The sequence below is a fragment of the Pseudoclavibacter sp. AY1H1 genome (assembly GCF_002931055.1).
Lineage (GTDB): Bacteria > Actinomycetota > Actinomycetes > Actinomycetales > Microbacteriaceae > Pseudoclavibacter.
Genome location: NZ_PSXX01000015.1, coordinates 10,512 through 36,286, shown reverse-complemented (window position 1 = coordinate 36,286; position 25,775 = coordinate 10,512). Strand labels below are relative to the sequence as shown.

The following is a 25,775-nucleotide window of genomic DNA, read 5'->3' as shown; positions in this document are numbered from 1 at the left end:
GGGAGTACCGCCGGATCGGGTCCAGCGTTCAGGGGGCTTCCCGAAATCTTCGTCAGAAAAAGTTCGAAGTCCGATGAACGCGGGACGGGTCGCCGCCGTATGCCCCTGTACGACGGCTCCATCGGGGAGCTGCGAAGCAGGAAGGCACCCCTCATGCCCAAGCACACGTTCGCGAAGTCGCTCGCCCTCGGCGCCACAGCTGCCGCCGCCATCGCCCTTGTCGCCGCAGCTCCCGCCACCGCTGAGACGGAGGTCGCCGAGCCGGACTCGTTCACGAGCGCCTACACGGTCATGGCGACTCCGGATGCGGTCATCAACAACGACGGTGTTGTGACCCCGGGTGAGCCGGGGGCGATGGGTCAGTTCGACTTCCGCATCAACTCGGACCTGAACATCATCTGCTACGACATCACCCTCACGGGAGTGACGGGCGAGTACGAGAGCCCCGCGAAGACCGCCACGCACATCCACGAGGCTGCCGAGGGCCAGGCCGGCCCGCCGCGCATCGCCTTCCCGAACCCCACCGACAACGGTGATGGTACGCGCACGAGCAGCGGATGCCTCGAGGGCCCGTTCACGACGGGCCTCAACTCGGACGCCGGCACGGACACGGGTGAGGGCTTCACGCTCAAGCAGATCGAGGCGAACCCGGCCGGCTTCACGGGCGACTCGCACACGGCTGACTTCAAGGCCGGCGTCGTCCGCGGCCAGCTCGTGCAGGTTCCGGTCGGCGGCGTCGACACGGGTGCCGGCGGAGCCGCAGCCGCTGGTGGCCTCGACGCGATGACGCTCAGCTTCCTCGGTCTCGGCGGCCTCGCCGTTGCCGGCGTCGCCGGGCTCGCGGTTGCGCGCAAGGCTCGCGCAGCGGGTCAGTGACCAGGAACTCCTCTCGGGTGCCGGGGCGCGCGTTGCGCGTCCCGGTGCTCGTCGTTGCGGCCGCGCTCCTCGTGAGCGGATGCGCGGCCGCCCCGAGCGGGGACGCCTCGCCTCCCGAGGGCGTCCAGCCTTCGACGACTGCGGTCGAGTCCGCTCCGGAGTCCGCTCCCGAATCCGCTCCGGAGGCGACCGCGCCGGCGCAGGTCGAGTCTCCGGCGGCGCCCCCAGCGGGTGGCGTCGAGGTGCTCCAGGAAGGCGTCGCCCCCACGGCGGTGTCGATCCCGGCGATCGGTGTCGAGGACACGCTCATCGACCTCGGCATCGCCGCCGACGGCAAGATGGAGGTGCCCGTGGACTTCGACGAGATCGGCTGGTTCACGGGTGGCGGCAAGCCCGGCGGTCGGGGGCCGACGGTCATCGCGGCCCACGTCGACGGTCTCGCCGGCCCCGCCGCGTTCTTCCGGCTCGACGAGCTCGCCGCTGGCGATGTGGTGAGCGTGAGCGACGTCGAAGGCGGCGTCACCAGCTATCAGGTCACCGAGGTCGTCACGGTCGAGAAGGCCGAGTTCCCAACGGCGCGCGTCTTCGGCGCGGTGCCGGGCGACGAGCTACGCCTCATCACATGCGGCGGCTACTTCGACCGCGACGTGGGGCACTACGACAAGAACGTCGTCGTGTTCGCGACGGCGGTCTAGCCCCCGGCTCGACGTTCGGCTCTCGCCGCTCGGCCGGTTGCTCAAGATCCGTCTCTGGCTCGTCGCTGAGGGGCGGCCGTTTGCTCAGGCTCCGCCTCTGGCCAGTCGCTCCCGCGAGTCCCGTCGCGCCTAGAAGAAGGTGGAGATCGCCGTGGCGATTCCGGTGCTGATGATGACCACCACGCCGCAGATGGCGATGGCCTCTCGTGGCATCGTGCTGCGCTGGTAGGCGTCCCAGAAGCCGTCGGCGGGGGTTGCCTGTCGGTTCTCGACTTCGTGGTCGACGCTTGTATCGGACATATAGCTAGTCTAACTAACTAATCCCGAGGAGCAAGCCAAACGACGACCTGAGTTGGGCCAGCGCAACCGGAGGTCACGGTCACGCATCAGCACTCGAAGGCTCGCAATCCCATCCCTCGTCCGCTCCGAATGGATGGCAGGCGCGGCGATGCGCCCGGGTTCCGCGGGCCACTCGAAGGGGTGGGGAGCCCTCCAAGAGTGGCGCGCCTGACCTCACGTCGGGCAGCCGGAGGTGAGGTCCGTGTCCATGCTTGCCCTTGACGCTCCATGGCAGACATCCGCCGCATCCCGAACGAAGACCCGCGGTCGCTCGCAGGCCCTCGCACAGTTCCGGAGTGTGGCGGACGCCGATGACAGCGATGAGTTCCTCGCTGGCCTCGCCTCGCTCGGCGACGCGCGCGCCTTCGATCTGCTCGTGCAGCGGTACCGGACCCTCATGTACGTCTGCGCGCGGCGTCGCCTCGGCTCCGACGCAGAGGCCGACGACGTGGTGCAGGAGTCGCTCGCTGACGCGTGGACCAAGATCTCGACGCTCAAGGATCTGGCCGCCGTGCGGTCCTGGATGCTGCGCATCGTCGCATCCAGGAGCGTCGACGTGCTCAGGCGCCGACGCGAGCATGACAGCGTCGAGGACGGCGACTATGCCGCGTCGGACACGCAGTCGCCGACGACCAACGCGCAGCTCGCGCTGCTCTCCGCCGCCCTGCACATCGCACTATCGCGGCTTCCCGAGCAGCAGCGGCGCTGCTGGGTGATGCGCGAGCTGGAGTCGATGAGCTACCAGGACATCGGCGAGGAGCTCGAGCTGCCCGTGAGCACCGTCCGCGGTTCGATCGCCCGGGCCCGCAAGGCCCTCGCGATCGCCATGGCCGACTGGCGCTGACGCGGTGTTCGCGGCGCATCCGACCGTCGCGGCTGCTGGCACATCCTCGTCTCCGCACCTGGGTGCTGATCCCTGCAGGGCGCATCGAATGATTGTGGCCCGCGGGGCTGTTCTCTAGGCTCGGGTTCATGAGAGGGACGCGTCTGTTGGCCGTGCTGAGTGCATCCGCCGTGTCGCTTGGCGGGTTCGTGGGGTGCGTGAGCGACGTGACCTATACGCGCAACGGCGTCGAGGTGACCCCGGATGAGGCGCTCGTCGAGTCGGGCTACGCCGACATCGACCCGTGCACGGCGATCTCCGACGAGACGTTGACGGCGGCGGGGTTCGTGTCGCCGTCGTCAGGGCAGACGCTCTCGCCCGACCCTGATTGCGAGTGGCGCGACGGCATGAAGTCGGCGCCGACGCTGCTGCTGTGGGTGGATGGGCCGACCGAGGCCGACGAGCTCTCGGAACTCATCGAGGTGAGCGGCGTCGAGGTCGAGGTGTTCTTCCAGGCCGGTGCCTCGGGCCGCTACGTCGCCAGGTTCGATGACCTCACGCTGACGCTCAACGCCGACCTCGAGCTGGAGGGCGAGTTCGACGAGAACTCCGACGCCTTCGGCAAGGACATCCTCGCGCGGGGGCTGACCGACGCGATGGAGGCGTACGGGAAGTTGTAAGGCGCTAGGCAGGCTCCCGTGCTTCGGCATCGTGAGCTGACCCGTCCAGCCGCTTCCCGATGAGTGCCAGCGCGCGCTGCTGCGCCGCGTTGAGCACCGACTCGGAGTACTCGTCGAAGAGGCCGGCCGCGTCCGACAGGTCGAGGTCTGGCGCATCCGTCCGCAGCGAGTCGACGACCTGCGCGAAGGTCGCCACGAATCGCTCAACGAAGTCGTCGAAGGCCGCCTCGCTCGTGTCTTCGCCGAGTCCGTGGAAGTCAGCCGTGATGGCCACGATCTGCGGCACCAGCGCGGGGTCGCTGAGCTGCTCGTAGTACCCGACGAGGTGCGGCATGCCGTCCTCGCCGACGAGATGCGCGAGCAGCACCGTCTGGTCGCGGTCCATCTGCTCGAGCTCGGGGGAGAGGTGGCCGGCGAGGGTGCCCATGTACGCGGCGAGCTCCGGCGGCAGGTCCGGCGTGGTCGGGAGGGGTCGCAGCTGCGCGATGAGCTCGCGCTGTGCGGTGAGGTGGTCGATCTGCGCCGCGAGCTCGGCGTCGAGCCGGTCGAGCACCGCTGGCGCCTCGGCGCCGTGCTCGTCGAGGAGGCGCGGCATCTCCTCGAGCGCAATCCCGAGCGCGGAGAGGCGGCGGATGCGCAGCACCCTGATCAGGTGGTGCACCCCGTACTGCCGGTACCCGTTCGAGGAGCGAGGCGGCTCATCCAGGACTCCGACCTGGTGGTAGTGCCGCAGGGCGCGCACCGTGACCCCGGCGCGACGGGCGAGCTCGCTGCTGTTCACCGCACACCACCCGCGTTCGCGCTCGTTGCCTGGGGCTCCAGTGTACGAAGCGGGCGGGCGACGAGGCCGTAGAGGAACGCGCATCCCCACGCCCCGAGCAGCGCCAGCGCGGCGATGTTGACGCTGGTGTACTCGGTGAGCACGGCCGCGAGCATGATGCCGAGCGACGGGGCCGCCGTGGTGAGGGCGTTCTGGGTGCCCATGATGCGGCCGCGCAGCTGCTCGGGGATGCGCTCGATCATGAGCACGCCCATGAGGCTGCCGAAGAGGCCGCTCGCGGCGCCCATGACGAAGGCGCCCGCGAACACGACCCAGACCGAGGTGAGGAGGCTGATGAGGCCGATGCCGATGGTCGTGCCGATCATGCCGACCACGAACCAGGCGCGGCGGGGGCCGCGCGTGCCGGCGACCGCGTAGGTGCCGCCGCCGATGAGCATGCCGAGGGCGAGCGCGCTGAGCACGAACCCGAGCAGTCCCGGCTGCTCGACCAGCGTGAAGTAGACGGGCAGCACGAGTCCCTGCAAGCCGGCGAGCACGAACACCGACACGAGGCTGAGCGCCGTGGTGGCGACGAGGAACGGGCTGCGGAACAGGGCCCGCCAGCCGTCGCGCTGCTGCCTCCATCCGGTGCCCGTCGGGGTGGATGCGCGCGATCCGTCGTCGGCGACGATCACGCCGACCGCCCGCGGGATGAGGAGGGTGATGAGGGCGGCGAGGAGGGAGGTTGCAGCGGTGATCCACAGCACGGTGGAGCCGTCGAAGAGCACCATGAGGGTGCCGGCCGCGGCGGGGCCGACGAAGATGGCGACGGCGCTGAGGCTCTCGCGCACGCCCATGAGGCGTTCGGCGCTGATGTCGCCGTGGCGGACGATGGCGGGGAGGAGCGCTTCGCGGGCGGTCATGCCCGGCACGTCGCCGAGGGATCCGATGATGCCGAAGAGCACGAACCAGCCGAGGTTGAGCCCCGAGACGAGGTCGATGATCGGGAGCGCAGCGATCGAGGCGGCCGAGATGAGGTCGGTGACGACGGACGAGGTGCGCCGGTTGATGCGGTCGATGACGACGCCCATGAAGAGGCCCGCGAGCACCGCCGGGATGGCGGTGGCCGCCGCGACCGTGCCGGCCCCGAGGGCGCTGCCCGTCGTCGAGAGCACGATCAGCGGGAGGGCGATGCCAGCGATCGAGTTGCCGAGCAGGGACAGGACATGCGACGCGAGGTACGTGACCGGCAGAAGGTTCATGCGGTCAAGCAGAAACTATGACGTTGGGGCGGGGTCAAGTGGGGAGGCGCCCTACGCCTCCATCCCGCGCCACGCCACCTCGAGGCCGGCCCGGCAGCGCGCCCGCGCGGCGGGGTCGTCGAAGCGGCAGCCGCGGACAACGAGCTGGTAGTAGAAGATGCCGGCGATGAGGTCGAAGCACGCCTCGACGTCGAGGTCTGCGCGCAGCGACCCCTCGGCGATGCCGGCGCGGAGGGCATTTTCGATGGGTCGGCGGCGCACGGAGACGTGCGACTCCCAGTACGCCTGCTGCAGCTCCCGGTCGCTCATCACGAGGCGGATGCGCTGCCGGAACCGCTGGTCGGGGTAGCTGGTCTCGTCGAGGTCGGCGGATGCGCCCATGAGGAAGTCGACGATGCTGTCCCGCAGGTCGCCGGGCTTGCCCAGCGTCGGGGGGATCGTGCGCCCGACGTCGAGCGCAGCCGCGATCAGGAGCGTCATCGACGGCCACCGTCGGTAGAGGGCGGCCCGGCTCACGCCGCTCCGCTCCACGACCCTCGATACGGTGACGGCCTCGTCGGCGTCGATGATGGCGAGCGTGGCGGCGAGGATCTGCCCGTCGAGTTCCTCCGTGCGAGGCCGCCCGGGGCCCCGGCGTGTGTCGAGATCTGCCGATGCTGACGGCGCTGCCGACCCACACGAGCGCGCCGAGGCGCTCGCATCCGTTTCGATGGATGCGAGCGCCGAGGCGGGTGCGGTGGTCGTCACGCGATGGCCCGTTCACGGAGCTGCGCGATCGTCGCGTCGGTGAGCCCAGCCGCTCGCAGCGGAGCGAGTGGGTCGCCGTGGCGCTCGCGGAGGCGGGCGAGGAGGATGCGCATCGACACGTCCATGGGTTCGGCGTCGCCCATGAGGGAGCCGTTGAGCTTCGACACCTCCTCGAGCTCCATGCCGAACTTCGCGAGCAGCACGCTCATGGTGGGGCCGATGCGGGCCAGAATCGCGCCCATGTTGGCGTCGGTCTTCGCGTAGTCGCGCACGATGTCGTCGTCTGCTGCGCCGAGGGCGAGGAGGAGCATCGCGGCGAGCACGCCCGTGCGGTCGCGGCCGGCCGCGCAGTGGAAGGCCGTGGCGCCGGGGGAGACGGCGATGATGCCGAGCGCCGCGGCGAGCTGCGGCGCGGCCGACTCGACCATGAGCGCGTACATCTCGCCCATGCCGGCGTGCGCGCTCCCGTGCTCGTCGGCGGTGGGCAACCCGCCGCCGACGCTGCCCATGAGGGGCAGGTGGTGGTAGGCGACGGAGTGCGCGGCGAGGGGGCCCCGACCCGTGAGGGCGACCTCGTCGGCGGTGCGGAGGTCGATGACCGAGGCGAGCCCGCCTGCGGTCAGCTCGCGAGCATCCGCTTCGGTGATGACGGACAGGTCGTCGGCGCGGATCGCGAGCCCCTCGCGGAGGGTGCCGCCGGCGATGGGGGTGCCGCCGAGGTCGCGCAGGTTGACGGGTGCGGAGAGGGTGATGTCGAGCGTGGTGGTCATGTGAGTCGCTTTCGGATGAGGGCGCTGCCCTGGTCGATCAGCGTGACGAGCACGATGATGCAGATGATGATGGCGCTGAGGTGTCCGTAGTCGTACATCTTCATTGCCGTGGTGAGCTCGAGGCCGATGCCGCCGGCCCCGACGAGGCCGAGGATGGTGGCGCCGCGCACGTTGCCCTCGAAGAGCAGCAGCGTGTAGGAGACGAGGAGCGGCGCGGCCTGCGGGAGCACCCCGTACTGGATGAGCTGGCGCCGGGATGCGCCCACCGCCTGCATGGCGGACATGGGCCCGCGGTCGACGGATTCCATGGCCTCGGCGTAGACCTTGCCGATGGAGCCGATCGAGCCGAGCGTCATGGCGAGGATGCCCGCGAACGGGCCGAGCCCGACCGCGGAGACGAACATGAGGGCGAAGACGAGGTCTGGCACCGAGCGGATGATGTTCATGACCCAGCGGGCCGGGTAGTACATCCACTTCGGGGCGATGTTCGACGACGCGGCGAACGCCATGAACAGCGACAGCACGGCCCCGAGGACGGTGCCGACGATGGCCATCTGCAGGGTCTCGATGAGGAGCGAGAAGATGGTGCCGAACTTCGAGAAGTCGGGCGGGAAGAGGCGCGAGAGGAACTCGCCCATGTTGATGGCGCCGTGGCCGAGCTTCGAGAAGTTGAACTCTGCGCCCGCGAACGACCAGAGCAGCACGATGATGGCGACGGGGATGCCGAGCAGGAAGCGCGCTCGCGGGATCGAGAAGGCACGTTCGAGGCGGTCGCGTTCGGCGGTCGTGAGCGAGGGGGCCGTGGATGCGCGGGGCGGCTTAGGCGCGGTGGTTGTCATCGTGGGCCTCCTCGGCGTCGTAGAGCACGGAGAGCTTCTCGGCGTCGAGCGCGCCGGTGGGGGCCGAGACGAGCATCTCGCCGTGGCGGAGGCCGATGATGCGGTCGGTGCGGCGGAGCGCGAGGGGCAGCACGTGGAGGCTCACGAGCACGGGGATGCCGTCGCGGGTGGCGATGTCGCTCAGCAGTTCGAGCACGGAGTCGGCGAGCTTCGGGTCGAGGGATGCGACGGGTTCGTCGGCGAGGATCACGCGCGGCTGCTGCATGAGGGCGCGGGCGATGGCGACGCGCTGCTGCTGGCCGCCGCTCAGCGAACGGGCGGGGTCTTTCGCCTTGTGGGCGATGCCGACGCGGTCGAGGAGTTCCATCGCGCGTCTGCGGTGCTCGCTGCTGAAGCCACCGACGAGAGGTTGATGGGGCCCGCGCTGTGGAGGGCACCGGTGAGCACGTTCGTGAGCACGCTGAGGCGGGGGATGAGGTTGAACTGCTGGAACACCTGCCCGACGCCTGCGCGCAACTGCCGCAGCTCGCCCCGGCGGAGGTTCGTGACGTCGTGCCCGGCGACGCGGGCCGTGCCGCCCGTGATGGGGGCGAAGCCGGTGAGGCCGCGCATGAGCGTCGACTTGCCGGAGCCGGACGCGCCGAGGAGGGCGACCATCTCGCCGGGGTGCAGGTCGAGGTCGACGCCGTCGAGCACGGTCGTCTCGTCGTAGGCGACCCGGAGGTCGCGCACGGTGACGAGGGGGAGGCGGGTGAGTGCATCCATATCGCTGGTGGTGGGTGCTGCTGCGGGCGCAGTGTTGGCGCTGGGTGCCGGGGCGAGGTTCGTCATCCGAGGTCCTCGAGCTTCACGCCAGCGACACCGGCGATCTCCACGAAGCCATCGAAGACGGAGGGGTCGGGGTCGACGGAGACGGGGAGTCCGATGAAGCCGGAGCCGAGGGCGCCGAGGGCTTCGGCGTTCTCTTCGACGAAGACCGCCCGGATGGCGTCTTGGATGACGGTGCGCTTCTCGTCGCTGAGTTCGGGGCTGCCGAGGACGCTGCCCATGACGGGCATGGGCACGCTCTCGCCGACGCCGCGCCACTCGCCGTCAGCGAAGGGGAACATGGGTTCGCCGAGCTCGGTGAGCATGATGGAGGTGCAGGCGGCGTCGACCTGACCCTGTTCGAGAGCCGCGAACGAACCCTCGTGGCCGCCAGCGAAGATCGCCTCGTAGTCGGTGCCCTGCTCGAGGCCGGCCTCGTGGAGCATGTGGACGGGCATGAAGTAGCCGGAGCTGGATGCCTGGTCGGCGAAGGCGACGGTCTTGCCCTCCAGGTCGGTGAGCTCCTGCACGGGGGAGTCGTTCAACACGACGCAGGTGGAAACGGGGTCTTCGCTGCCCTCCCAGGCGAGGAGTGCATCCACCTCGCCGGTGTTCACGGCGAGCGCGGAGGGGAAGCCGCTCATGATGCCCATGTCGACGTGGTCGGCGCGGATGGCTTCGACGACGCTGAGGTAGTCGGGCACGTCGGTGACCTCGACCGTGTAGCCCGTCTCGGCTTCGAGGAGCTCGACGAGGGCGTCGATGGGGTTGGCCTGCGTGGGGTCTTCGCCGAGGGGGATCGTGGCGATCGTGATCGTCGTGTCGTCGGCGGTGGCTTCGGCCGTCTGGCAGCCGGTGAGGGCGAGGGCGCTGACGCCCATGATGCCGAAGGCGAGGAGCGGTGAACGGCGCATGTTCGGGGTCCTTCCGAGGGATGCTCCCGGGATTTCGAGAACACCGGTATGCAAACTCGCGAAGGTGACCGGCAATTACGAGACCGGTGGACTGGAAATTGGCGCGGAGGTGAACAGTTGGGGCGGGGTGGGTCAGCCGCCATGCGCCACTCGTGCGCAACGTTGCGTGGAGCCATCCGCACCGAACGCACGGCCTCGCTGGAAGAGAAACCGACGGACGCGCAGGATCAATCGCACTGGGTCTAGAGCGTGAGTGGAGTTCGCTCAGCCGGTAGGTACGCGAAGCTCTGTGGTACCGGGGGTTGCGGTTCGAATGTGCTCAGGGGGATCGGTGTCTTCAGATGAGTCGCTTCGGCGACAAGTATTGCCACTGCGAAAGTCGCCTCGGAGTAGTAGGCGAAGAACGATGCCCGATCAATCACTCCTCGTTGTCCATAGAGTTTCCAGATCACGTTCGGCGAGTCGACGACGATGCGCTCGACTACAAAATGGCCAATGACTTTCTTTTCAGGCGCGGTCGCGTACACAAGGACGCGACTAATATCCGAAGCGAGACGTTTTTTTCTGAATTCAACAGTCTTGACGCCGGTCATGATGGCTTCGGCGTAGCGAGGGTGTATCGACATCAAGGCCACACGTTCAGGCGTTGTTCCACCCACGCTATGCCCTCCTTGTTTCGTACTCTCGTTATCGACTGGGGCCAAGACTTTAGAACTTGATTTTCGTTAAGCTCCCGCACTGGCCAAACCTGGTCGGGGAACCTGTCGTGGCGAAACAGGATCGTGAGGACCGCCGGCGTAGCTCTGTGCATCCTGGCTACATCATCGTCTGTAAAAACGGTGCGCTTGAATGCGACACGCATAGTTGCTCGAGGATCCGTCGTCCTGAAGGACCTTTCCGCCACGCCGATGGCTACGACGGCACCCCCGCCGACCTCGTGCTGACCCTGCGACCGATAGAAGAGAAGAGTCGACCCCTCAGGAACTTCGCTCGTCTTGGAACCACAGAGGTACGCCTTGCGGATGGCGTTCCCATGCGGTGGCGTCTGAATCACCATCCCCTCGAGAGCCTGCAAGCCGTGTAGGTTCGGGTCCGGCGCGTCTGGGAACAGGCTACGGAACCAATGCGGAACGATAGGTACAACGAAGATCGGCTGTCCAGCTCGCAACGCCGGAGGTCCGTACCGCCGATTGAACTCAAGGCCGCTGAGATCTACTCCAGCCTCAGGACGGAGAGACTTCACGTAGACGGCCTCGGCCGGCCCTTTATTTGTGTGGGGCGCGAACCCGAAGTCCTCCAGGAACGTAAGCAGTCGCTCCTTGTCGGTCTTGACCTCAACGAACATCTCTGGCGGGCAGCCTGGCTCCCCATGGGCCCAAGTCAGAACGGTCTTCAGTAGGAGCTCTCCGAGTCGTCGCCCGTTAGCTTGATCCGAGACTTTGAAGGTAGATAACTTGACCGCGTATCGTCCTCGTTGGGAGGGATGCTCGTCCCGAGCCTTTACAAGAGCGATGCCGTCATAGCGTCCACCGGCCCCGCGGACAACCCAGCAGTGTCTGTTGGGTGCGTCCTTCCTCAGCTTGGCCAACCAAGTGTCGAAGTCCGGGTAATCGTGACGAAGCCCCTCAAAGATTGCCTGGGATCCGTCGAGAGCCTCGGCAGGTAAGTACTCCACGGCGGGGGGTGGCGCAGGTGCTTGCGGGTGCCAGGTCTCCAGCTGTCTTGCCGCTTCGTATGGGCGCAGCACTCGAGGATCGTGACCGAGACGAATCGCGCGCTTTCGCAGCTTCTCGTCGTTAGTCACCAAGAAGTCAACTGTGTCGACGTGGAGCGCGGAGAGTATGCGCGCGTCTCTTAGATCGTTCCGGCTTGGAGAGTCCGGAAAGACATCAAGTACTTCAGGGGACATCCCCGTATCCGCGACATGATCGTACTTCCGGAACGCAGCCTCGTTTTGCGCGCGGTGTGCAGCGTCGCGGGTCTCGCCGAGGTCTTCGAGTGTGGCGGGATGTAGGAGTACTCGGTGCTTGTATCTTCTTGCTAGCTGGAGGAAAGAGCTCACATCAGAGCTCAGCTCCTCCAGTTGCCCCGCGAATGGTTCCGCCGCGATCAGGACGTTGGTGTCGATCAGGAATGACGTCTCGAATTGCATGGAGCTCCGCTCGGATCTTTCCAGAAACGATATCGGATGTGTGCCCTGACGAGGCGAGGCAGGCCAGATTTCGGAGAAAAGATCGCACAAAAAGTGTCACTGGCACTTCTGGTCTTTAAATGAGGGGCCGCTGATCACCTGTTCGCGTGACGAAGCGACGAGTACAGCGGGTTGTGTAGTGAGGTCGTACATCGAGAGAACGCCAGTCATTGACCTGGTTCCCGCGCCCAAATTTGAGTAGCGGCTTCGGTCGATCTCGTCTCGTCAGTTCATGCACAGTGTGCTGAGCCGTCTGTCCAATAGTCAGATGGGTTTAGTCGCCGTGGAGTCAGCCAGAGCTCTGGCTATTAGGTTTGTCGATCTACGCCTTAGTCCTCGTGTCGGACTTTCGGGTCGACTATCGACGAACTGAGAGGCCCAAATGGATTCCGCGTCGCCCGTGCGTTCCTGGCAGAGCTTGAACAGTCCTTCGAGGCCTATCGAGGCGCGCTGGGACCGCCACATCTTGGCGTCTTCTGGTGAAAGTGCGACCAAGTTCGCCAGAACTGCAGTCGATTGGTCAGAGTCTGCGCCGTCGTCTAAGAGCTCAGTACGTGAAAACAGGGGTGCGTGGTAGCCATCGGCGGGATCGATGGGTTCGCCGCTGATTAGTGACCTGGCATCAGAGTTGCGAAGTAGAAGGTCGAATCCGAGTGAAATAGCTGAATTCCTACGACGTGGCCGTGTTGCCAGTATGTCTTGCTCGACGCGCTTTTTTATCTCAAATGCGCCGTGACTGTGCTCGGTGTCGCGCATCTCTTTGATGAGCTTGGACGTGTATGACTCTGGTTTGCTCTGGTGTTCCTCCGCGAAGGTTGACTCCCAAAACCATGCACGGAGGTCCTCGTTGGGAGTATCTGGCCGATAGAGTTTGGTTGCAAAAATGATGAGTCTCTGGACCTCGTATGGAACTTCCCGTGCGCTTTGGACCCTTAAGGACCATAAGAAATTCGCTGTTTCGTCAAGAGCTGCAGTCATCCGGACAACCTCGCTTCGAAGGCCATTTGTCTTTCTAGATAGTTCTCTCAACTGGATTACATCCCTGCTATCCACTGACAGGTCGGCCGTAATGGACAGGCACTTAACCAGGAATTCTTCTGTCAGGTTTTCCAAAGGACCGCCCTGATATCGCTCGGACAGGGTCTGGAACGTCTCCTCGAGATCGAAACTGGATTGCCACGTAAGGGCCCTGACAAAGTCGACAGGCGACAGTGGCGTTCCGCTGCTATTTACCCTCCTGAATACCTCCACAACTTCGTCGAGCTGAGCGTTTGCGAGGGCAATGATTGGAATCTGGTAGTCTTGGAAAGTTGAGTAAAGGTCCAATGCGTTGGCTAGGAGCTTCTCGCCGGACGGGAGTTCGGCGAGGCTGCTTTGCACTGCTAGAAAAGCTCGGCTGTCGAAAATTGCATTCATGGGGACGAAGTGCTTGGGTGGGGTTGACTTTTTATCAAGGTGAGTGAAAATGCGCTTCTCGGCGTCAAAGTAGACCTGATAGACACCGTTTTCACCCGGGCTTCGCAGGCTTCCGTACAAGCTCGAGAGGCGTTGTGCGCCATCAAGAATTACTTCATATGCTGCCACGCCAGGCTCTGCAGGCGGGAACGGCTCCGTGCGGAACCCTGAGAAATATTCGTCTGACGTTTGAACTTTCCAGGTTAGGATGGAGCCGATTGGGTACCCCTTAACGATGCTACCCAAGAGCTCAAGGACGTCCCCCTCTCCCCACACGAAGTGTCGTTGAAATTGAGGTATCCGCAGGGATGTTCGTTCTATTTGTCGAAGCACAACGTTGAGGTATTGTGATCTCGGTTCAGGATTGTCCATTACTTTTCATTTCCTCTGATCAGGGCCCTCTTGAGGTTGACAATCGAAGCCTCGAGATAGTGGCCCGCGTGGCCTAGGTACGCTGATTCGAAGTCAGAGGATTCGAGCTCCCAAGCGACCTTTCGCTTCTTAGGGAGCCGCACTGCGCCGGTTCTTCGCTTCACGTACAAGAGATGTGTTAGCTCCCCAAGGACATCTTGCATCTGGGTGAGAACTTTTACTTCCACGGAAATACTCGTGTCTGCCGTTCCCGACTCCGCGGTCCTGAAGGTGATGTAGAAGTGTTGCGCATGGTAGCCAGTGTCTTTTGCGTGATATCTTTTGACGCAATGCAGACCTAAGTCTCGAGAAAGTCGCTCGATTCGTCGCCCAAGGGTAACCACGCCGTCCGCGAAGGGGACTACGAACTTTGTACGGAGTAAGTCATCTGCCACCAGATGTGCGGTGAGTGGGGTGACCCATGCCGGCTCTGCAATTGAGTCAGTGCCGTGCGCGGGCTGTCTCAGTACGGAGGGAGGTTCGGGTGAGTTGGGGTTTTCTTCGATATTTAGGCGATAGAGTTTGTCAACCACGGAGTCCCAGCTCTTGCGCTGTATGTGGAATTCACTTTCCCCGGTGGCCCATGGCTGGACCGCTCGAATGTTACCGGCTATGAATGTGCGCGTAAGTTCTTCATGTAGGTCGAACAGGCCATCGTGCAATTCCGATCGTTGCAGAGTGGACTGTGCGTTCGACAAAAAAAGCATGAACTTGCTTTCCTCGCTTCGAAAATCTGTGCCCGTTGTTCGCGTCAATTCGTCGAGCAACTCTCCCGTCTTTGTCTCGGGGATGAGCTGGGATTGGTCGTCGACGCGCGGTTCCGCCTCGGGTGCTGCTCTGTCACTCGCCATGTGATGAGTATGACAGTGACGGGAGATGACCACTAGCCCTGGTCGTGAAAGAAGCGATTCCTTGCATGTGCTTGGGGCGTCGCTGAGCCGCATGCTCGCCCAAGTGCGGATCGTCCCCCACCCCCCCCCTCGCGCTTGCTATCTCAGTGTTCGATTCAGGTGGCAAGGTGTGGTGGCCAGTCGCCTGCCTCTCCTTGCCGTGGATCTGACTGGGCGGTCCGACGTGATGAAGGCCCTCGCCATCGTGGCTCGGTACGTCCTTGCTTGGCGAGAAACCTGTCAATCGAGGTTCTTTTCGAGGAAGCTGGCCGTAGGGCTACAGGCTCGAGAGACAGCAGGGAAGGGCCTACAAGGGCTAAGGGTTTGGGTGTCTTTCGTTCCCCATATTGCTAGCTCGCTGGCGTCTCAAAAGCCAGCTGCGCGCGCCTCGAGAGCGAGATGTACTTTCCGACTGCGAGCTATCGAACTCGGTAACTCACCCTGGGTATCAATCGCGACTGATCTCGGTGCTCAAAATTGGTTAGCGCTCAGTAGCCTGGTGGCTGCCGCTTGCTCGTGCGAGGTGCATCGCTCGGCACTCAAGGTCATGCCAGGTTGAGGGTGCGGCGGGTCTACTCTCTCGATCATCGATGCAGATAAATCGGCGATACCCGACTACGGTTCTCAGGTACCCGCGCGAGCCCCCCACCCCCTTCTCCGGCTCGCCCGAGCAGAGGATCTCTCTTGACGCAGACGCCCCCGCGCACACAGCGGCCCGCATCCCAGACCAGGCTCACCCGCAAGCTCGGCGTGCCCGGAATCGTGTTCATGGTGATCGCGGCCGCCGCGCCCATCACCGTGGTCGCCGCGAACTTCCCGATCATCTTCGGTGTCTCCGGCTCCGTCGGCGCACCGCTCATGGTGCTCGTCGCGACCGCGATCCTGCTGCTCTTCTCTGTCGGCTACGCGTGGATGACCCCGCACGTGCCCGACGCTGGCGCTTTCTACTCCTACGTCGACCGCGGACTCGGACGACGCCTGGGCCTGGGCACCGCATCCATCGCCCTCCTCTCGTACGTGCTGCTCACGGTGTCGATGACCTGCTACCTCGGCGTGCAGGCCGGCAACCTCTTCGAGCTGTGGACCGGGATGCAGGTGCCCTGGTGGCTCATCTCGGCCCTCATGATCGCGATCGTCGGGTTCCTCGGCTACCGCAACATCGACCTCTCCGCGAAGGTGCTCGGCGTCGTCCTCGTGCTCGAGGTCGTCGCCGTCGTCGTCATCGACGTGGGCGTGCTCGCCTCCGGGCGGGAGCTCACGACGCTGCCGTTCAGCATCAGCGAAGCCGTCTCCGGCACCCCGGGCCTCGGCCTGCTGTTCGCGTTCCTCGGCTTCTTCGGGTTCGAGGCGACGGCCGTGTTCCGCAACGAAGCCCGCGATCCCGAGCGCACCGTTCCCCGCGCCACCTACATCGCAGTGATCGCGGTCGGCGCGCTCTACTTCGTCTCGTCCTGGCTCGTCATCGCGGGCCTCGGCGCCGACAACGCGGTTGCCCTCTCGAACGAGGACCCGGCCGGTGTCGTCGTCGGCCTCGCGGGCGAGGTGGTCGCGCCGATCATGGCCGACATCGTGCAGGTCCTCGTCGTGACGAGCATGTTCGCGTGCATGCTCGCGTTCCACAACATCGTCACCCGCTACCTGTTCACGCTGGGGGAGCGCGACGTGCTGCCGCGCACCCTCGCCGCCGTGCACCCGAAGCACTCGGCCCCGTCCCGCGCATCCCTGTGGGTGACGATCATCACCGCCCTCGTGGTCGTCGTCTCCGCGCTCGCCCAGCTCGACCCCGTGCTGCAGATCTACACCTGGTACTCCGGCGCAGGCGCGGTGGGTGTCATCGTCATGATGACCCTCGCGAGCTTCGCCGTCGTCGCCTTCCGCGCGCGCCTGAAGCGGGATGCCGCCGAGGGAACAGCTTCGTCGTGGGTCACCGTCGCGTCCCTGGCCGGCGGCATCGGGCTTGTCCTCGTGCTGATCATCGCGATCTGGAACTTCCCGTTCCTCGTCGGCGGCATCGTCGCCGCGATCATCTGGGGTGTCGTGCTCGCCGGGTTCTTCGCGATCGGGATGCTGCTGCCGGCTCGGGTCGCGGCGAAGGAACGGGTCGAGCAGAACGCCTGATTTCGGTGTTGGCGGCGTCGACGCGGGGCACGGTCCTGGCCTGGCCTGATCCTGTTCGGATTCTTCTGAGCATCCATCTTCTAGACACATGTCTAGAAAACCTCTAGCCTCAGATCGTGAGCAGCGAAGCCACCGACATCGCGGTCGTCCGCGAGAACCTCAAGACCTCCGGCGATCCGCGCGCCGAGCGCACCCGCCAGGGGCTCTTCGACGCCGCCGCGCGTCTCTGCGCCGACAACCGCGAGGTCTCCGTCTCGGCGATCACGCGCGAGCTCGGCGTCAGTCGCTCCGTCTTCTACACGCACTTCGCCGACGTCAGCGACCTCGCGCTTCGGATGCAGGAGCCGCTCTTCGCGGACATCGCGGCGACGGCGAACATCGCGCGCACCACCGACCCCCACGCCGCGATGCTCGACTCCCAGCGCCGCCTCGTCGCGCACTTCGCGCAGCACCGCGCGCTCTACAGAGCCGCACTCCAGCTTCCTGGCGCTTCGGCAACGCACCGCATCCAGAAGGCGATGGAGCCCCCGATCGCCGCCCACATCAGCGAGGTGGGCGCCCCGCGCGGCGTCCGCGCGGACATCGCCTCGCGCTACATCGCCAGCGCCGCCGCCCACCTGCTCGCTGCCTGGATCCTCGACGAGATCGAGGCCGACGAGGAAACGATCGCCAACCATCTCTACGCGCTCATGCCGCCATGGATGCATGCGCCCACGAACCCCCGTCAACGCTGACGGCCTCCAAAGAAAGGCACCCTCATGAAAGCATCCATCGTCCGCGGCTACGGACAACCCTTCGAGATCGCCGACATCGACATCGCCACCCCGATCGGGCGCGAGGTGCTCGTCGACGTCCGCGCCTCGGGGCTCTGCCACTCCGACGAGCTCGCGGCCACGCATCCACTCGGCTACGAGCCGCCCATGGTGCTCGGCCACGAAGTCGCCGGCGTCGTCATCGGGGTCGGCCCCGACGTCTCCGAGGTGAAGATCGGCGATCACGTCGTCGGCTGCCTCGTGCAGTACTGCGGCACCTGCAAGCGCTGCCTCGCCGGCAAGGTCACCCTCTGCTCCAACCCGAGCTACACGGAACGCAGCGCCGACCAGCCGCCCCGCCTCTCGGAGAACGGGCAGCCGGTCGCACAGGGCATGGCGCTCGGCGGGTTCGCGCAGCAGATCCTCGTGCACGAGAACCAGGTCGCCGTCGTCCCGAACGAGATCCCCTGGCCGCAGGCGGCCCTCCTCGGCTGCGGCGTCGTCACCGGAGCCGGCGCAGTCCTCAACACCGCCAACGTGCAGCCCAGCGACGCCGTCGTCATCATCGGAACGGGCGGCGTCGGACTCAACGCCCTCAACGGAGCCATCACCGCCGGCGCCGCGACCATCATCGCCATCGACATCGCCGACGAGAAGCTCGAACGGGCCAAGAAATTCGGCGCGACCCACGTCATCAACTCCACCAAGGAAGACCCCGTCGCCGCGGTCCTGCGCATCACGGGGGTCGGCGCCGACTCGGTCTTCGACTTCGTCGGGCTCGGCCCCGTCACCCAGCAGGCGCTGCAGATGGTGGCCCCGGGCGGAGGGCTCTACCTCATCGGCGTGCTCGACCCCACCGCCACGCTCACCGTCTCACCGGTCGAGCTGCTCTCGATGAAACGTCGAGTCGAAGGCGTCTACATGGGTGGCACCAGCGCGAAGCGCGACATCCCCCTCTACGCGAACCTCTACCTGCAGGGACGGTTCGAACTCGACGCCCTGGTCTCCAGCGAGATCTCACTCGCCGACGTGCAGGACGGCTACGCGTCGCTCAAGAATCCAGAGATCGCGCGCGTCGTGGTCACCGACCTGAGCTGACCGCCCGGCGGGCCGTTAGCGACCGCCGGACACTGACAACACCCTCTCCCGCTTCAGGGGCCGAGCACTTCGCTCGGCCCCCGAAGTGCTCTTCTGAGCGCGCATGTGAGCACGTTTCGCGAGTGTCAGTGCTCACATGAGCAAAGCACTGCTCAGCTGTTGCCGCGGCCTTCGCAGCCGACCTACCTTGTCCTCAGTCATCCGGACCAAGGAGGTCATTTCAATGAAGAAATCGGGCTTGTTTCTCACCACCGTCGCCGCAGCATCGTTGCTGCTGACCGGCTGCTCTGTCACCACGACCCCAGGAGGGGAAGGCGCCAGCGCGGGCGGGGCCGACGACGGCACCATCTCCATCGGCTTCAGCCAGGCCACGCAGCAGTCGCCGTTCTACGTCGAGCTCGGCGTCGGCGTGCAGGAAGCCGCAGACGCGGCAGGCGCTGAACTCGAGTACGTCGACGCCAACGGCGACGTCACCAAGCAGAACAACGACATCGAAGACCTCATCACCAAGGGTGTGGACGTCCTCCTCATCAACCCGGTCGACCCGCAGGGCATCGCGCAGAGCATCGCCTCCGCCGAGGCCGCGGGCATCCCCGTCGTCACGGTCGACCGCTCCGCGGAAGGCGCCATCGCCCACGTGGGCCGCGACAACGTCGAGATGGGCAAGCTCGTCGGCGAGCAGGTCAAGGAAGCGCTCGGCGCCGAAGGCGGCAAGATCATCGAGATCCAGGGCGACGCCGGCGGAACCGTCGCCATGGACCGCTCGGAAGGCTTCCACAGCGTCTTCGAGGGCGACTCGTCGGTGAACATCGTCGCTGGCCCGTACGCGGAGTACATCCGCTCGAACGCCGTCACCGCCATGCAGGACCTCCTCCAGTCGAACTCCGACGTGAAGGTCGTGTACGCCCACAACGACGACATGGCGCTCGGCGCCCTCCAGGTGCTCCAGGAGAACGGACGCACCGACGTCCTCGTCGCCGGAGTCGACGGACTCATGGAAGCTGTCGACGCGATCGCCGAAGGCGACCAGTACGTCGCGACCTCGCTCAACGACCCGATCGCCCTCGGCACCGTCGCGGCCGAGACCGCACTCAGCGCCGCTGCCGGCGAGGACGTGGAAGCGGAGATCGACGCGGGCACCGAACTCGTGACCAAGGACAACGCGGGCGACCTGGTCGGAGACACCCTCTTCGCGCAGGGCGGCAAGTAATCCTCTCACCCCGAGCGACACCACCAACCACCATCGATTCCTGGAGGAAGCGACAATGACCGAGACGATGACCGCGGCAGTGATGCACGCGCCGGGCGACATCCGCGTGGAAAGCGTGGATGTGCCAAAGCCGGGCACCGGCGACGTGCTGCTCAAGGTCGCCGCGTGCGGCGTGTGCGGCTCCGACATCCCGCGCATGAACTTCGCTGGCGCCTACCTGCTGCCCATCATCTGCGGGCACGAGTTCTCAGGCCACATCGTCGAGATCGGCGCTGACGTCGAAGGCCTCGAGATCGGCCAGCTCGCGACCGTGCCGCCGCTCATCCCGTGCAACGAGTGCGAGAGCTGCCTCGACGGGCACTTCAGCCTCTGCGAGAACTACGGCTACTTCGGCAGCCGCCAGGATGGGGCCTACGCACAGTACGTGGTCGTCAACGCCGGCAACATCTTCCTCATGCCGGAGGGCGTCGACCCGCGGGCGGCGGCCATGATGGATCCGTCCGCCATCGCGCTCCACGCCATCTACAAGACGAAGCTCGGCGAGGGCTCCCGAGTCGCCGTCATCGGGGCCGGCCCCATCGGGCTGTTCGCCATCCAGTGGGCGAAGCTCATGGGGGCGAGCGAAGTGCTCGCGGTGGATGTGAACCAGCAGAAGGCCGACATGGCGGTCGAAGCCGGGGCCACCCTCACGGCCGTCAACGACGAGGAAGCCATCGCCCACGCGGGCAAGGGCTTCGACGTCATCATCGAGTCCGCCGGTGTGCCAGCGACGATCGCCCTCGCGACGAAGCTCACGGCACGCCACGGCGAGGCGGCCTTCATCGGCATCCCCCACAAGACGGTGGAGCTCGAGAAGGCGGTCTTCAGCCACTTCCTCCGCAAGGAAGTGTCGCTCCACGGCAGCTGGAACTCCTTCTCGGCGCCCTTCCCGGGCCGAGAATGGGTCGAGTCGGCGCGAGCCTTCGCGGACGGCAGCCTCAAGTGGGAGTTCATGATCACCCACGAGCTCAGCCTCGACGAGCTTCCCCTCACCATGAAGCAGCTCGGTGAGCGCTCCATCTTCAGCTCGAAGGTGCTCTTCCTCCCCAACCGAGACTGATCCCCGCCCGCGCACCCCAACACAACACGAAGGACAGAACAGTGGCGTTCTACTTGGCAATCGACATCGGTACGGAAGGCGCGCGCGCCGGAGTGTTCGACGAGGCGGGGACACGAGTCTCCACCGCGTCGGCCCCCTACCAGACCGCGTACCCGCACCCAGGCTGGGCCGAGCAGAACCCACGCGACTGGTGGAGCGCCACCGTGCGCGCCGCCAGGGAAGCCCTGGAGACGGCCTCGGTGCGGTCCGTCCGCGCAGTGGGCGTCGCCACGACCTCCTCCTCCGTCGTGGTCCTCGACGACACCGGTGCCCCCATCCGCCCCGCCCTGCTGTGGATGGACAGCAGAGCGGGCGCGGAATCCGCGCGCACCGCCGAGATCGACCACCCGTCGCTGCGGTTCGCGGGCGGCTCCGACAGCTCCGAATGGCTGGTCCCCAAGGCCATGTGGCTCGCCCGCAACGAGCCGGAGAACTACGCGGCAGCGACGCACATCGGCGAATCCGTCGACTACATGACCCTCCGGCTTACGGGACACTGGGTGGGCTCGCGACTCAACGCGACCTGCAAGTGGAACTACGACCACCGAGAGGATGCGCTCCCGTCCGACCTCTACGCGCAGCTCGGCATCCCGGACCTCGCGGAGAAGCTGCCGCACGACATCGCCGCGGTCGGCGACATCGTCGGCGAGCTCAGCCGTGCGGCCGCCGCCGAGCTGGGAGTGGAGCCGGGCGCCATCGTCTTCGCCGGCGGCATCGACGCCCACCTCGCGCTCGTCGCCCTCAGCGGCGTCAGCAGGAACCCGGTCGCGATCGTCGCCGGAACGTCGAACGCCTTCATCGCGGAACTCGACGAGCCCGTCTTCTCGCCCACCATCTGGGGGCCGTACCCCGGCGCGCTCACGCACGACCGCTGGCTCATCGAGGGCGGCCAGGTGTCTGCCGGGTCAGCGCTCTCGTGGCTCTCGGAGCGCATCCTCGGGGTGCCCCGCGACAGGCTCGGTCAGCTCGTCGCCGGCGCGAGCGAGGTGCCGGCGGCCGAGCACGGCATCCTCGTGCTCGACCACTTCATGGGCAACCGCACACCCCACCGTGACCCGAGCCTCCGCGGCGCGGTGCTCGGCCTCTCGCTCGGCGCGACCCCGGCCCAGCTCTACCGGGCCACGGTCGAAGCCGTCTCCTTCGGCACCCGACAGGTGCTCGAATCCTTCGAGGCCGTCGGGGTCGACTCCGACGACGTCTTCCTGACCGGCGGCATCCGGCACAACCCGCTCTGGCTGCAGACGACAGCGGATGCACTCGGCCGCCCCGTCAACCTCGTCTCGGGCGAGAACCTCACGACCCTCGCGCTCGGAATCCTAGGGGTCGCCGCAGACACCGGCGAGGACCGCGCCGAGGTCGCCAGACGCTTCGCCCCGGACCACGTCATCGTGGAACCGAACCCCGCCGCGACCCAGCCGCTCGCGGACGCCTACGAGCGGTACGAGCGGTCGACGCAGCTGCTCACCGGCATGAGCCACGAGCTCGTGAGATCGACGCAGACGACGGCGAGAGTCGGCGCAGCATGAACGGCGAGGACGAGCTCCTCGCGATCCGCGCCGCCGAGCTGTACTTCCAGGACGACAAGAACCAGTCGGAGATCGCCGCCCGCCTCGGCGTGACGCGCTGGAAGGTCGGTCGCCTCCTCGCGCAGGCGAAGGAACGCGGCTTCGTGCGCATCGAGATCGTGCACCCCAAAGCCAGGCGGCTGCCACTCGAGCGCGAACTGCAGGAGCTCTACGGGCTCGCCGACGCGATCGTCGTCCCGAGCTCGAACAACGACGCCGAGACCCGCATTCGAGTCGCCGAAGCAGCAGCCGACTACCTCGCGACGCTCCGACCCCGCGTGCGAACGCTCGGCGTCTCCTGGGGGCGCACCCTCCAGCAGGTCGCCGACGCGCTGCCAGACGGGTGGGCAGACGGGGTCGACGTCGTCCAGGTCAACGGAGGCGTCACCGTCAACCGCCGCGTGGGCATGGCATCGATGACGGCCACCACGATCGCCTCGAAGGGCAGGGGGACCGTCACGCTGCTCCCGAGCCCCGCGATCCTCGAGCAGGCAGCCACCCGCGAGGCGATCGAGAGCGACCGGTTCGTGTCGACGATCCTCGACAAGGCGCGGGAGGCGTCGACGGTCGTCTTCAGCGCGGGCCCAGTCGACACGAAGTCGGTGCTCGTCTCGAGCGGCTACCTGACTGCGGACGACGTGCGAACGCTCGAACGCAAGGGCGCCGTCGGCGACGTCCTCGGCCGGTACATCGACGCCGACGGACACATCGTCGACCCGGGGCTCGACGCCCGAACGCTCGGCCTCGAACTCGACACCCTCAGCAGCGCCCGCACTGCCGTCGCGGTCATCTCGGGCCGCGAGAAGTGGCCCGTCTGCCACGCGGTCGTCGACAACAAATTCTGCTCAGTGCTCGTCACGGACGACGAGTGCGCCAACTACCTCAGAGAAGCGAGGAAACGATGACTGCTGTCATTGAAGAAGCAACGCCTCCGGTCCTCACGATGCGCGGCATCCGCAAGGGCTTCCCGGGCACGCTCGCCCTCAAGTCGGTCGACCTCGACGTCTACCCGGGCGAGGTGCACTGCCTCCTCGGCGAGAACGGGGCAGGCAAGTCGACGCTCATGAAGATCCTCGCCGGTTCCTACACGCCGGACGCCGGAGTGATCTCCATCGGCGGTGCGGAGGTGAAGTTCTCCGGTCCGCTCGACGGCATCCGCGCCGGCATCAGCGTCATCTACCAGGAGCTGGATCTCTTCGCCGACCTCACCGTGGCGCAGAACCTGTTCCTCGGCCACACGCCGAGCGTCGGCGGCCTCGTCAAGCGCTCGACGAGGCGGCGCCTCGCCGCCGACTACCTCAAGCGCGTCGGAGCGAAGTTCTCGCCGGACGCCGTCGTCGGCACCCTGCCGCTCGCCGACCAGCAGCTCACCGCCATCGCGCGCGCCCTCACGACGGATGCCCGCATCATCGTCATGGACGAGCCGACCGCGACACTCGGCGAGGCCGACGTCGAGAACGTCTTCAACGTCATCCGCCGCCTCACCGACGAGGGCCGCGCCGTCATCTACATCTCGCACCGGATGGACGAGATCCGAGACATCGGAACGCGCATCACCGTGCTTCGCGACGGGTACAACGCCGCCAAGTACGCCGTCGCGGACACCGACGCGGATCGGTGGATCGGCGACATGATCGGCGACAAGAAGGCGGAGCTGACCGAGCACCGGGATGCGCGGGAATTCAGCGACGTCGAGGCCCTCAACATCAGGAGCGTGTCGATCGACGGGCTCATCGACGTTCGGGACGTCGTCGTGCGCAAGGGCGAGATCGTCGGGCTCGCCGGCCTCGGCGGGGCGGGGCGCACCACGCTCCTCTCCGCGCTCTTCGGAGCACGCAAGGCCAAGCGCGACGTCCAGGTCTTCGGCAAGCAGGCAACCCTCAGCTCCGTGCGAGCCGCGGTCAACCACCACTTCGGCCTCGTTCCCGAGAGCCGAAAGACGGAGGGGCTGTTCCTCGGGCTCTCCGTGGCCCGAAACGCCGGCATCGCCTCGCTCCGCGGCTCCTCCCAGGTGCTGCCGCGCGAACGGTCCTGGGCGACGTCTGCCCCAATCCTGGAACGCCTCTCCGTCAAGTTCGGCAAGCCCGGCCAGGAGATCCGTCTCCTCTCGGGCGGCAACCAGCAGAAGGTCGTCCTCGCCAAGTGGCTCGCTCGCGACACGAGAGTGCTGCTGCTGGACGAGCCCACCCGAGGCCTGGACATCGGCGCCAAGGCCGACCTCTATCGCCAGGTCCGCATCCTCGCGGACCAGGGCGCCGCCGTGCTCGTCGCATCAAGCGAGCTCGGCGAACTCATGGCGAATGCCGACCGCATCGTCGTCATGCACGAGGGACGCAACGTCGCGGACTTCGACCCGCTCGTCTCGAGCGAAGCACGCATCAGTCACGCAATCATCAGCGGGAAGGCATCATGAACGCGACCACCACAACGCCGGCTCCAACCGAGGAGCGCGCGAGCGCGAAGACCTGGAAGCAGCGCAGCTCGAGCTGGCTCATCAAGGGCAACCTGCTCATCGTGTTCGTCATCATCTGCGCGCTGGCGGCCATCCTCAGCCCGGAGTTCCTCACCGTCCGGAACGTCTCCAACCTGCTTCAGCAGTCGAGCCTCACGGGCATCATCGCCATCGGCATGACCCTCGTGATCCTCACGAGCGGCATCGACCTCGCCGTCGGCTCGATCGCCGCCTTCAGCGGCATGACCGTGGCGATCCTGCTCGACGGCCGCATGCCCGTGGTGCTCGCGATCCTCATCTCCCTGGCCGTCGGCATCGGCATCGGGCTCCTCATGGGGGCGGTGTCGTCCTGGGTGCGACTCCCCGCCTTCATCGTGACGCTCGCTGGACTCACCGCCGTGCGGGGCTGGGCCTACACGCTCACCGACGGGCGCCCGGCTGGCACCAACCTGCCGGCCGAGTTCACGATCATCGGCGGCGGCTACCTCGGGCTGCTCCCGCTCACCGGCCTCATCTTCATCGGCGTCACCCTCCTCACCGCCGTCATCCTCCGCTACACGACCTTCGGCGAGTACATCTACGCCGTCGGGAGCAACGAAGAGGCGGCACGCCTCTCCGGCATCCCGGTCAACTGGGTCAAGGCCGCGGTCTTCGGCTTCTCCGGGTTCACGGCAGCGCTCGCCGGGGTGCTCCTCACGAGCCGCCTCACCATCGGCCAGCCCACGGCCTTCCAGGGAGCCGAGCTGGATGCGATCGCGGCCGTCGTCCTCGGCGGCACGAGCCTCTTCGGCGGTCGCGGCGGCGTGGGCGGCACGTTCATCGCCGTCCTGCTCCTCTCCGTCCTGAAGAACCTCTTCAACCTCATGGGAATCGGGTCCTTCGTGCAGATGATCGCGACCGGCATCATCCTCGTGCTCGCCCTCATCCTCAACAAGTTCCTCGACAGCCGCGCGCAGGCCTCCGCGGCGTGACGACCTCCAACC

At 66.4% G+C, this 25,775-nt stretch carries 24 protein-coding genes and 1 pseudogene; 13 read left to right on the top strand and 12 right to left on the bottom strand.

Annotation, left to right across the window (positions count from 1 at the left end; translation table 11 throughout):
• The first annotated feature begins 153 nt into the window (after positions 1 to 153).
• Positions 154 to 876 (top strand): CHRD domain-containing protein, encoded by a 723-nt coding sequence (locus tag C5E05_RS17635; protein WP_104240657.1) that lies wholly within the window; start codon positions 154 to 156, stop codon positions 874 to 876.
• The gene (locus C5E05_RS17630; protein WP_258064915.1) at positions 873 to 1,571 is read left to right on the top strand and encodes a class F sortase; all 699 of its coding nucleotides are present in this window, start codon (positions 873 to 875) and stop codon (positions 1,569 to 1,571) included. Before C5E05_RS17635 ends, C5E05_RS17630 begins: the two co-directional genes overlap by 4 nt.
• Before the next feature lie 129 nt (positions 1,572 to 1,700).
• Here the strand turns inward: C5E05_RS17630 and C5E05_RS20290 are convergent, their stop codons facing one another.
• Positions 1,701 to 1,871, bottom strand: a complete 171-nt coding sequence (locus C5E05_RS20290) for a hypothetical protein (protein WP_160074469.1) — start codon at positions 1,869 to 1,871, stop codon at positions 1,701 to 1,703.
• Positions 1,872 to 2,118: 247 nt separating this feature from the next.
• Between C5E05_RS20290 and C5E05_RS17625 the strand changes: the two genes are divergently transcribed.
• Together C5E05_RS17625 and C5E05_RS17620 are read left to right on the top strand one after the other, a co-directional pair.
• A complete protein-coding gene (locus C5E05_RS17625; RefSeq protein ID WP_146081170.1) occupies positions 2,119 to 2,754 on the top strand; it encodes an RNA polymerase sigma factor in 636 nt (211 codons plus the stop codon).
• A 128-nt stretch (positions 2,755 to 2,882) separates the two neighbouring features.
• The gene (locus tag C5E05_RS17620) at positions 2,883 to 3,413 is read left to right on the top strand and encodes a hypothetical protein (protein WP_146081169.1); all 531 of its coding nucleotides are present in this window, start codon (positions 2,883 to 2,885) and stop codon (positions 3,411 to 3,413) included.
• Between the two features lie 4 nt (positions 3,414 to 3,417).
• Here the strand turns inward: C5E05_RS17620 and C5E05_RS17615 are convergent, their stop codons facing one another.
• From C5E05_RS17615 to C5E05_RS19900, 11 genes and pseudogenes are all read right to left on the bottom strand, one after another.
• Positions 3,418 to 4,194: a MerR family transcriptional regulator gene (locus C5E05_RS17615; RefSeq protein ID WP_181059715.1), complete on the bottom strand. Its 777-nt coding sequence runs from the start codon at positions 4,192 to 4,194 to the stop codon at positions 3,418 to 3,420.
• Positions 4,191 to 5,435 (bottom strand): MFS transporter, encoded by a 1,245-nt coding sequence (locus C5E05_RS17610; protein ID WP_104342672.1) that lies wholly within the window; start codon positions 5,433 to 5,435, stop codon positions 4,191 to 4,193. The genes C5E05_RS17615 and C5E05_RS17610 overlap by 4 nt, the downstream gene beginning before the upstream one ends.
• Positions 5,436 to 5,486: 51 nt before the next feature.
• Complete coding sequence (locus C5E05_RS17605; protein WP_258064914.1) at positions 5,487 to 6,182, bottom strand: TetR/AcrR family transcriptional regulator; 696 nt, start codon at positions 6,180 to 6,182, stop codon at positions 5,487 to 5,489.
• Entirely contained in the window at positions 6,179 to 6,952 is a 774-nt protein-coding gene (locus C5E05_RS17600; protein WP_104342671.1) for a tyrosine-protein phosphatase, read from the bottom strand. Before C5E05_RS17600 ends, C5E05_RS17605 begins: the two co-directional genes overlap by 4 nt.
• Positions 6,949 to 7,791 (bottom strand): phosphonate ABC transporter, permease protein PhnE, encoded by an 843-nt coding sequence (gene phnE, locus C5E05_RS17595; RefSeq protein WP_104342670.1) that lies wholly within the window; start codon positions 7,789 to 7,791, stop codon positions 6,949 to 6,951. Before phnE ends, C5E05_RS17600 begins: the two co-directional genes overlap by 4 nt.
• Positions 7,772 to 8,448: pseudogene (locus C5E05_RS17590) on the bottom strand (phosphonate ABC transporter ATP-binding protein). Before C5E05_RS17590 ends, phnE begins: the two are co-directional and overlap by 20 nt.
• A gap of 170 nt (positions 8,449 to 8,618) precedes the next feature.
• Complete coding sequence (gene phnD, locus C5E05_RS17585; protein WP_104342669.1) at positions 8,619 to 9,512, bottom strand: phosphate/phosphite/phosphonate ABC transporter substrate-binding protein; 894 nt, start codon at positions 9,510 to 9,512, stop codon at positions 8,619 to 8,621.
• Between the two features lie 242 nt (positions 9,513 to 9,754).
• Positions 9,755 to 10,171 carry an ASCH domain-containing protein gene (locus C5E05_RS19905; protein WP_146081168.1) on the bottom strand — a complete coding sequence of 139 codons (417 nt, stop codon included), beginning with the start codon at positions 10,169 to 10,171 and terminating at the stop codon, positions 9,755 to 9,757.
• Positions 10,138 to 11,664, bottom strand: a complete 1,527-nt coding sequence (locus C5E05_RS17580; protein ID WP_104342668.1) for a GNAT family N-acetyltransferase — start codon at positions 11,662 to 11,664, stop codon at positions 10,138 to 10,140. Before C5E05_RS17580 ends, C5E05_RS19905 begins: the two co-directional genes overlap by 34 nt.
• Before the next feature lie 303 nt (positions 11,665 to 11,967).
• Entirely contained in the window at positions 11,968 to 13,530 is a 1,563-nt protein-coding gene (locus tag C5E05_RS17575) for a DUF262 domain-containing protein (RefSeq protein ID WP_104342667.1), read from the bottom strand.
• Positions 13,530 to 14,420, bottom strand: a complete 891-nt coding sequence (locus C5E05_RS19900) for a hypothetical protein (protein ID WP_146081167.1) — start codon at positions 14,418 to 14,420, stop codon at positions 13,530 to 13,532. The genes C5E05_RS17575 and C5E05_RS19900 overlap by 1 nt, the downstream gene beginning before the upstream one ends.
• 723 nt (positions 14,421 to 15,143) lie before the next feature.
• Here C5E05_RS19900 and C5E05_RS17565 point away from each other — a divergent pair.
• The 9 genes from C5E05_RS17565 (at position 15,144) to C5E05_RS17525 (ending at position 25,763) form a co-directional block, all read left to right on the top strand.
• Positions 15,144 to 16,577 (top strand): APC family permease, encoded by a 1,434-nt coding sequence (locus C5E05_RS17565; protein ID WP_258064913.1) that lies wholly within the window; start codon positions 15,144 to 15,146, stop codon positions 16,575 to 16,577.
• A 116-nt stretch (positions 16,578 to 16,693) separates the two neighbouring features.
• Positions 16,694 to 17,311 carry a TetR/AcrR family transcriptional regulator gene (locus tag C5E05_RS17560; protein WP_104342665.1) on the top strand — a complete coding sequence of 206 codons (618 nt, stop codon included), beginning with the start codon at positions 16,694 to 16,696 and terminating at the stop codon, positions 17,309 to 17,311.
• 24 nt (positions 17,312 to 17,335) lie between these two features.
• A complete protein-coding gene (locus C5E05_RS17555) occupies positions 17,336 to 18,427 on the top strand; it encodes a zinc-binding dehydrogenase (RefSeq protein ID WP_104342664.1) in 1,092 nt (363 codons plus the stop codon).
• A 238-nt stretch (positions 18,428 to 18,665) separates the two neighbouring features.
• Positions 18,666 to 19,637, top strand: coding sequence for a substrate-binding domain-containing protein (locus tag C5E05_RS17550; protein ID WP_219819579.1), 972 nt, complete (start codon positions 18,666 to 18,668; stop codon positions 19,635 to 19,637).
• Between the two features lie 55 nt (positions 19,638 to 19,692).
• A complete protein-coding gene (locus C5E05_RS17545) occupies positions 19,693 to 20,736 on the top strand; it encodes a galactitol-1-phosphate 5-dehydrogenase (protein WP_219819578.1) in 1,044 nt (347 codons plus the stop codon).
• Positions 20,737 to 20,777: 41 nt separating this feature from the next.
• Positions 20,778 to 22,301, top strand: coding sequence for a ribulokinase (locus C5E05_RS17540; RefSeq protein WP_104342663.1), 1,524 nt, complete (start codon positions 20,778 to 20,780; stop codon positions 22,299 to 22,301).
• Positions 22,298 to 23,245 carry a sugar-binding transcriptional regulator gene (locus C5E05_RS17535; RefSeq protein ID WP_104240530.1) on the top strand — a complete coding sequence of 316 codons (948 nt, stop codon included), beginning with the start codon at positions 22,298 to 22,300 and terminating at the stop codon, positions 23,243 to 23,245. Before C5E05_RS17540 ends, C5E05_RS17535 begins: the two co-directional genes overlap by 4 nt.
• Positions 23,242 to 24,753: a sugar ABC transporter ATP-binding protein gene (locus C5E05_RS17530; RefSeq protein WP_104342662.1), complete on the top strand. Its 1,512-nt coding sequence runs from the start codon at positions 23,242 to 23,244 to the stop codon at positions 24,751 to 24,753. The genes C5E05_RS17535 and C5E05_RS17530 overlap by 4 nt, the downstream gene beginning before the upstream one ends.
• Complete coding sequence (locus C5E05_RS17525; protein ID WP_104342661.1) at positions 24,750 to 25,763, top strand: ABC transporter permease; 1,014 nt, start codon at positions 24,750 to 24,752, stop codon at positions 25,761 to 25,763. Before C5E05_RS17530 ends, C5E05_RS17525 begins: the two co-directional genes overlap by 4 nt.
• Positions 25,764 to 25,775 lie beyond the last annotated feature (12 nt).

What these genes read in the sequence shown, in the direction of transcription:
- C5E05_RS17635 (WP_104240657.1), top strand. Translation starts at nt 154, where the DNA reads ATGCCCAAGCACACGTTCGCGAAGTCGCTCGCCCTCGGCGCCACAGCT.
- C5E05_RS20290 (WP_160074469.1), bottom strand. Translation starts at nt 1,871, where the DNA reads ATGTCCGATACAAGCGTCGACCACGAAGTCGAGAACCGACAGGCAACC.
- C5E05_RS17625 (WP_146081170.1), top strand. Translation starts at nt 2,119, where the DNA reads ATGCTTGCCCTTGACGCTCCATGGCAGACATCCGCCGCATCCCGAACG.
- C5E05_RS17620 (WP_146081169.1), top strand. Translation starts at nt 2,883, where the DNA reads ATGAGAGGGACGCGTCTGTTGGCCGTGCTGAGTGCATCCGCCGTGTCG.
- C5E05_RS17610 (WP_104342672.1), bottom strand. Translation starts at nt 5,435, where the DNA reads ATGAACCTTCTGCCGGTCACGTACCTCGCGTCGCATGTCCTGTCCCTG.
- C5E05_RS17600 (WP_104342671.1), bottom strand. Translation starts at nt 6,952, where the DNA reads ATGACCACCACGCTCGACATCACCCTCTCCGCACCCGTCAACCTGCGC.
- phnE (WP_104342670.1), bottom strand. Translation starts at nt 7,791, where the DNA reads ATGACAACCACCGCGCCTAAGCCGCCCCGCGCATCCACGGCCCCCTCG.
- phnD (WP_104342669.1), bottom strand. Translation starts at nt 9,512, where the DNA reads ATGCGCCGTTCACCGCTCCTCGCCTTCGGCATCATGGGCGTCAGCGCC.
- C5E05_RS17580 (WP_104342668.1), bottom strand. Translation starts at nt 11,664, where the DNA reads ATGCAATTCGAGACGTCATTCCTGATCGACACCAACGTCCTGATCGCG.
- C5E05_RS17575 (WP_104342667.1), bottom strand. Translation starts at nt 13,530, where the DNA reads ATGGACAATCCTGAACCGAGATCACAATACCTCAACGTTGTGCTTCGA.
- C5E05_RS19900 (WP_146081167.1), bottom strand. Translation starts at nt 14,420, where the DNA reads ATGGCGAGTGACAGAGCAGCACCCGAGGCGGAACCGCGCGTCGACGAC.
- C5E05_RS17555 (WP_104342664.1), top strand. Translation starts at nt 17,336, where the DNA reads ATGAAAGCATCCATCGTCCGCGGCTACGGACAACCCTTCGAGATCGCC.
- C5E05_RS17545 (WP_219819578.1), top strand. Translation starts at nt 19,693, where the DNA reads ATGACCGAGACGATGACCGCGGCAGTGATGCACGCGCCGGGCGACATC.
- C5E05_RS17535 (WP_104240530.1), top strand. Translation starts at nt 22,298, where the DNA reads ATGAACGGCGAGGACGAGCTCCTCGCGATCCGCGCCGCCGAGCTGTAC.
- C5E05_RS17530 (WP_104342662.1), top strand. Translation starts at nt 23,242, where the DNA reads ATGACTGCTGTCATTGAAGAAGCAACGCCTCCGGTCCTCACGATGCGC.
- C5E05_RS17525 (WP_104342661.1), top strand. Translation starts at nt 24,750, where the DNA reads ATGAACGCGACCACCACAACGCCGGCTCCAACCGAGGAGCGCGCGAGC.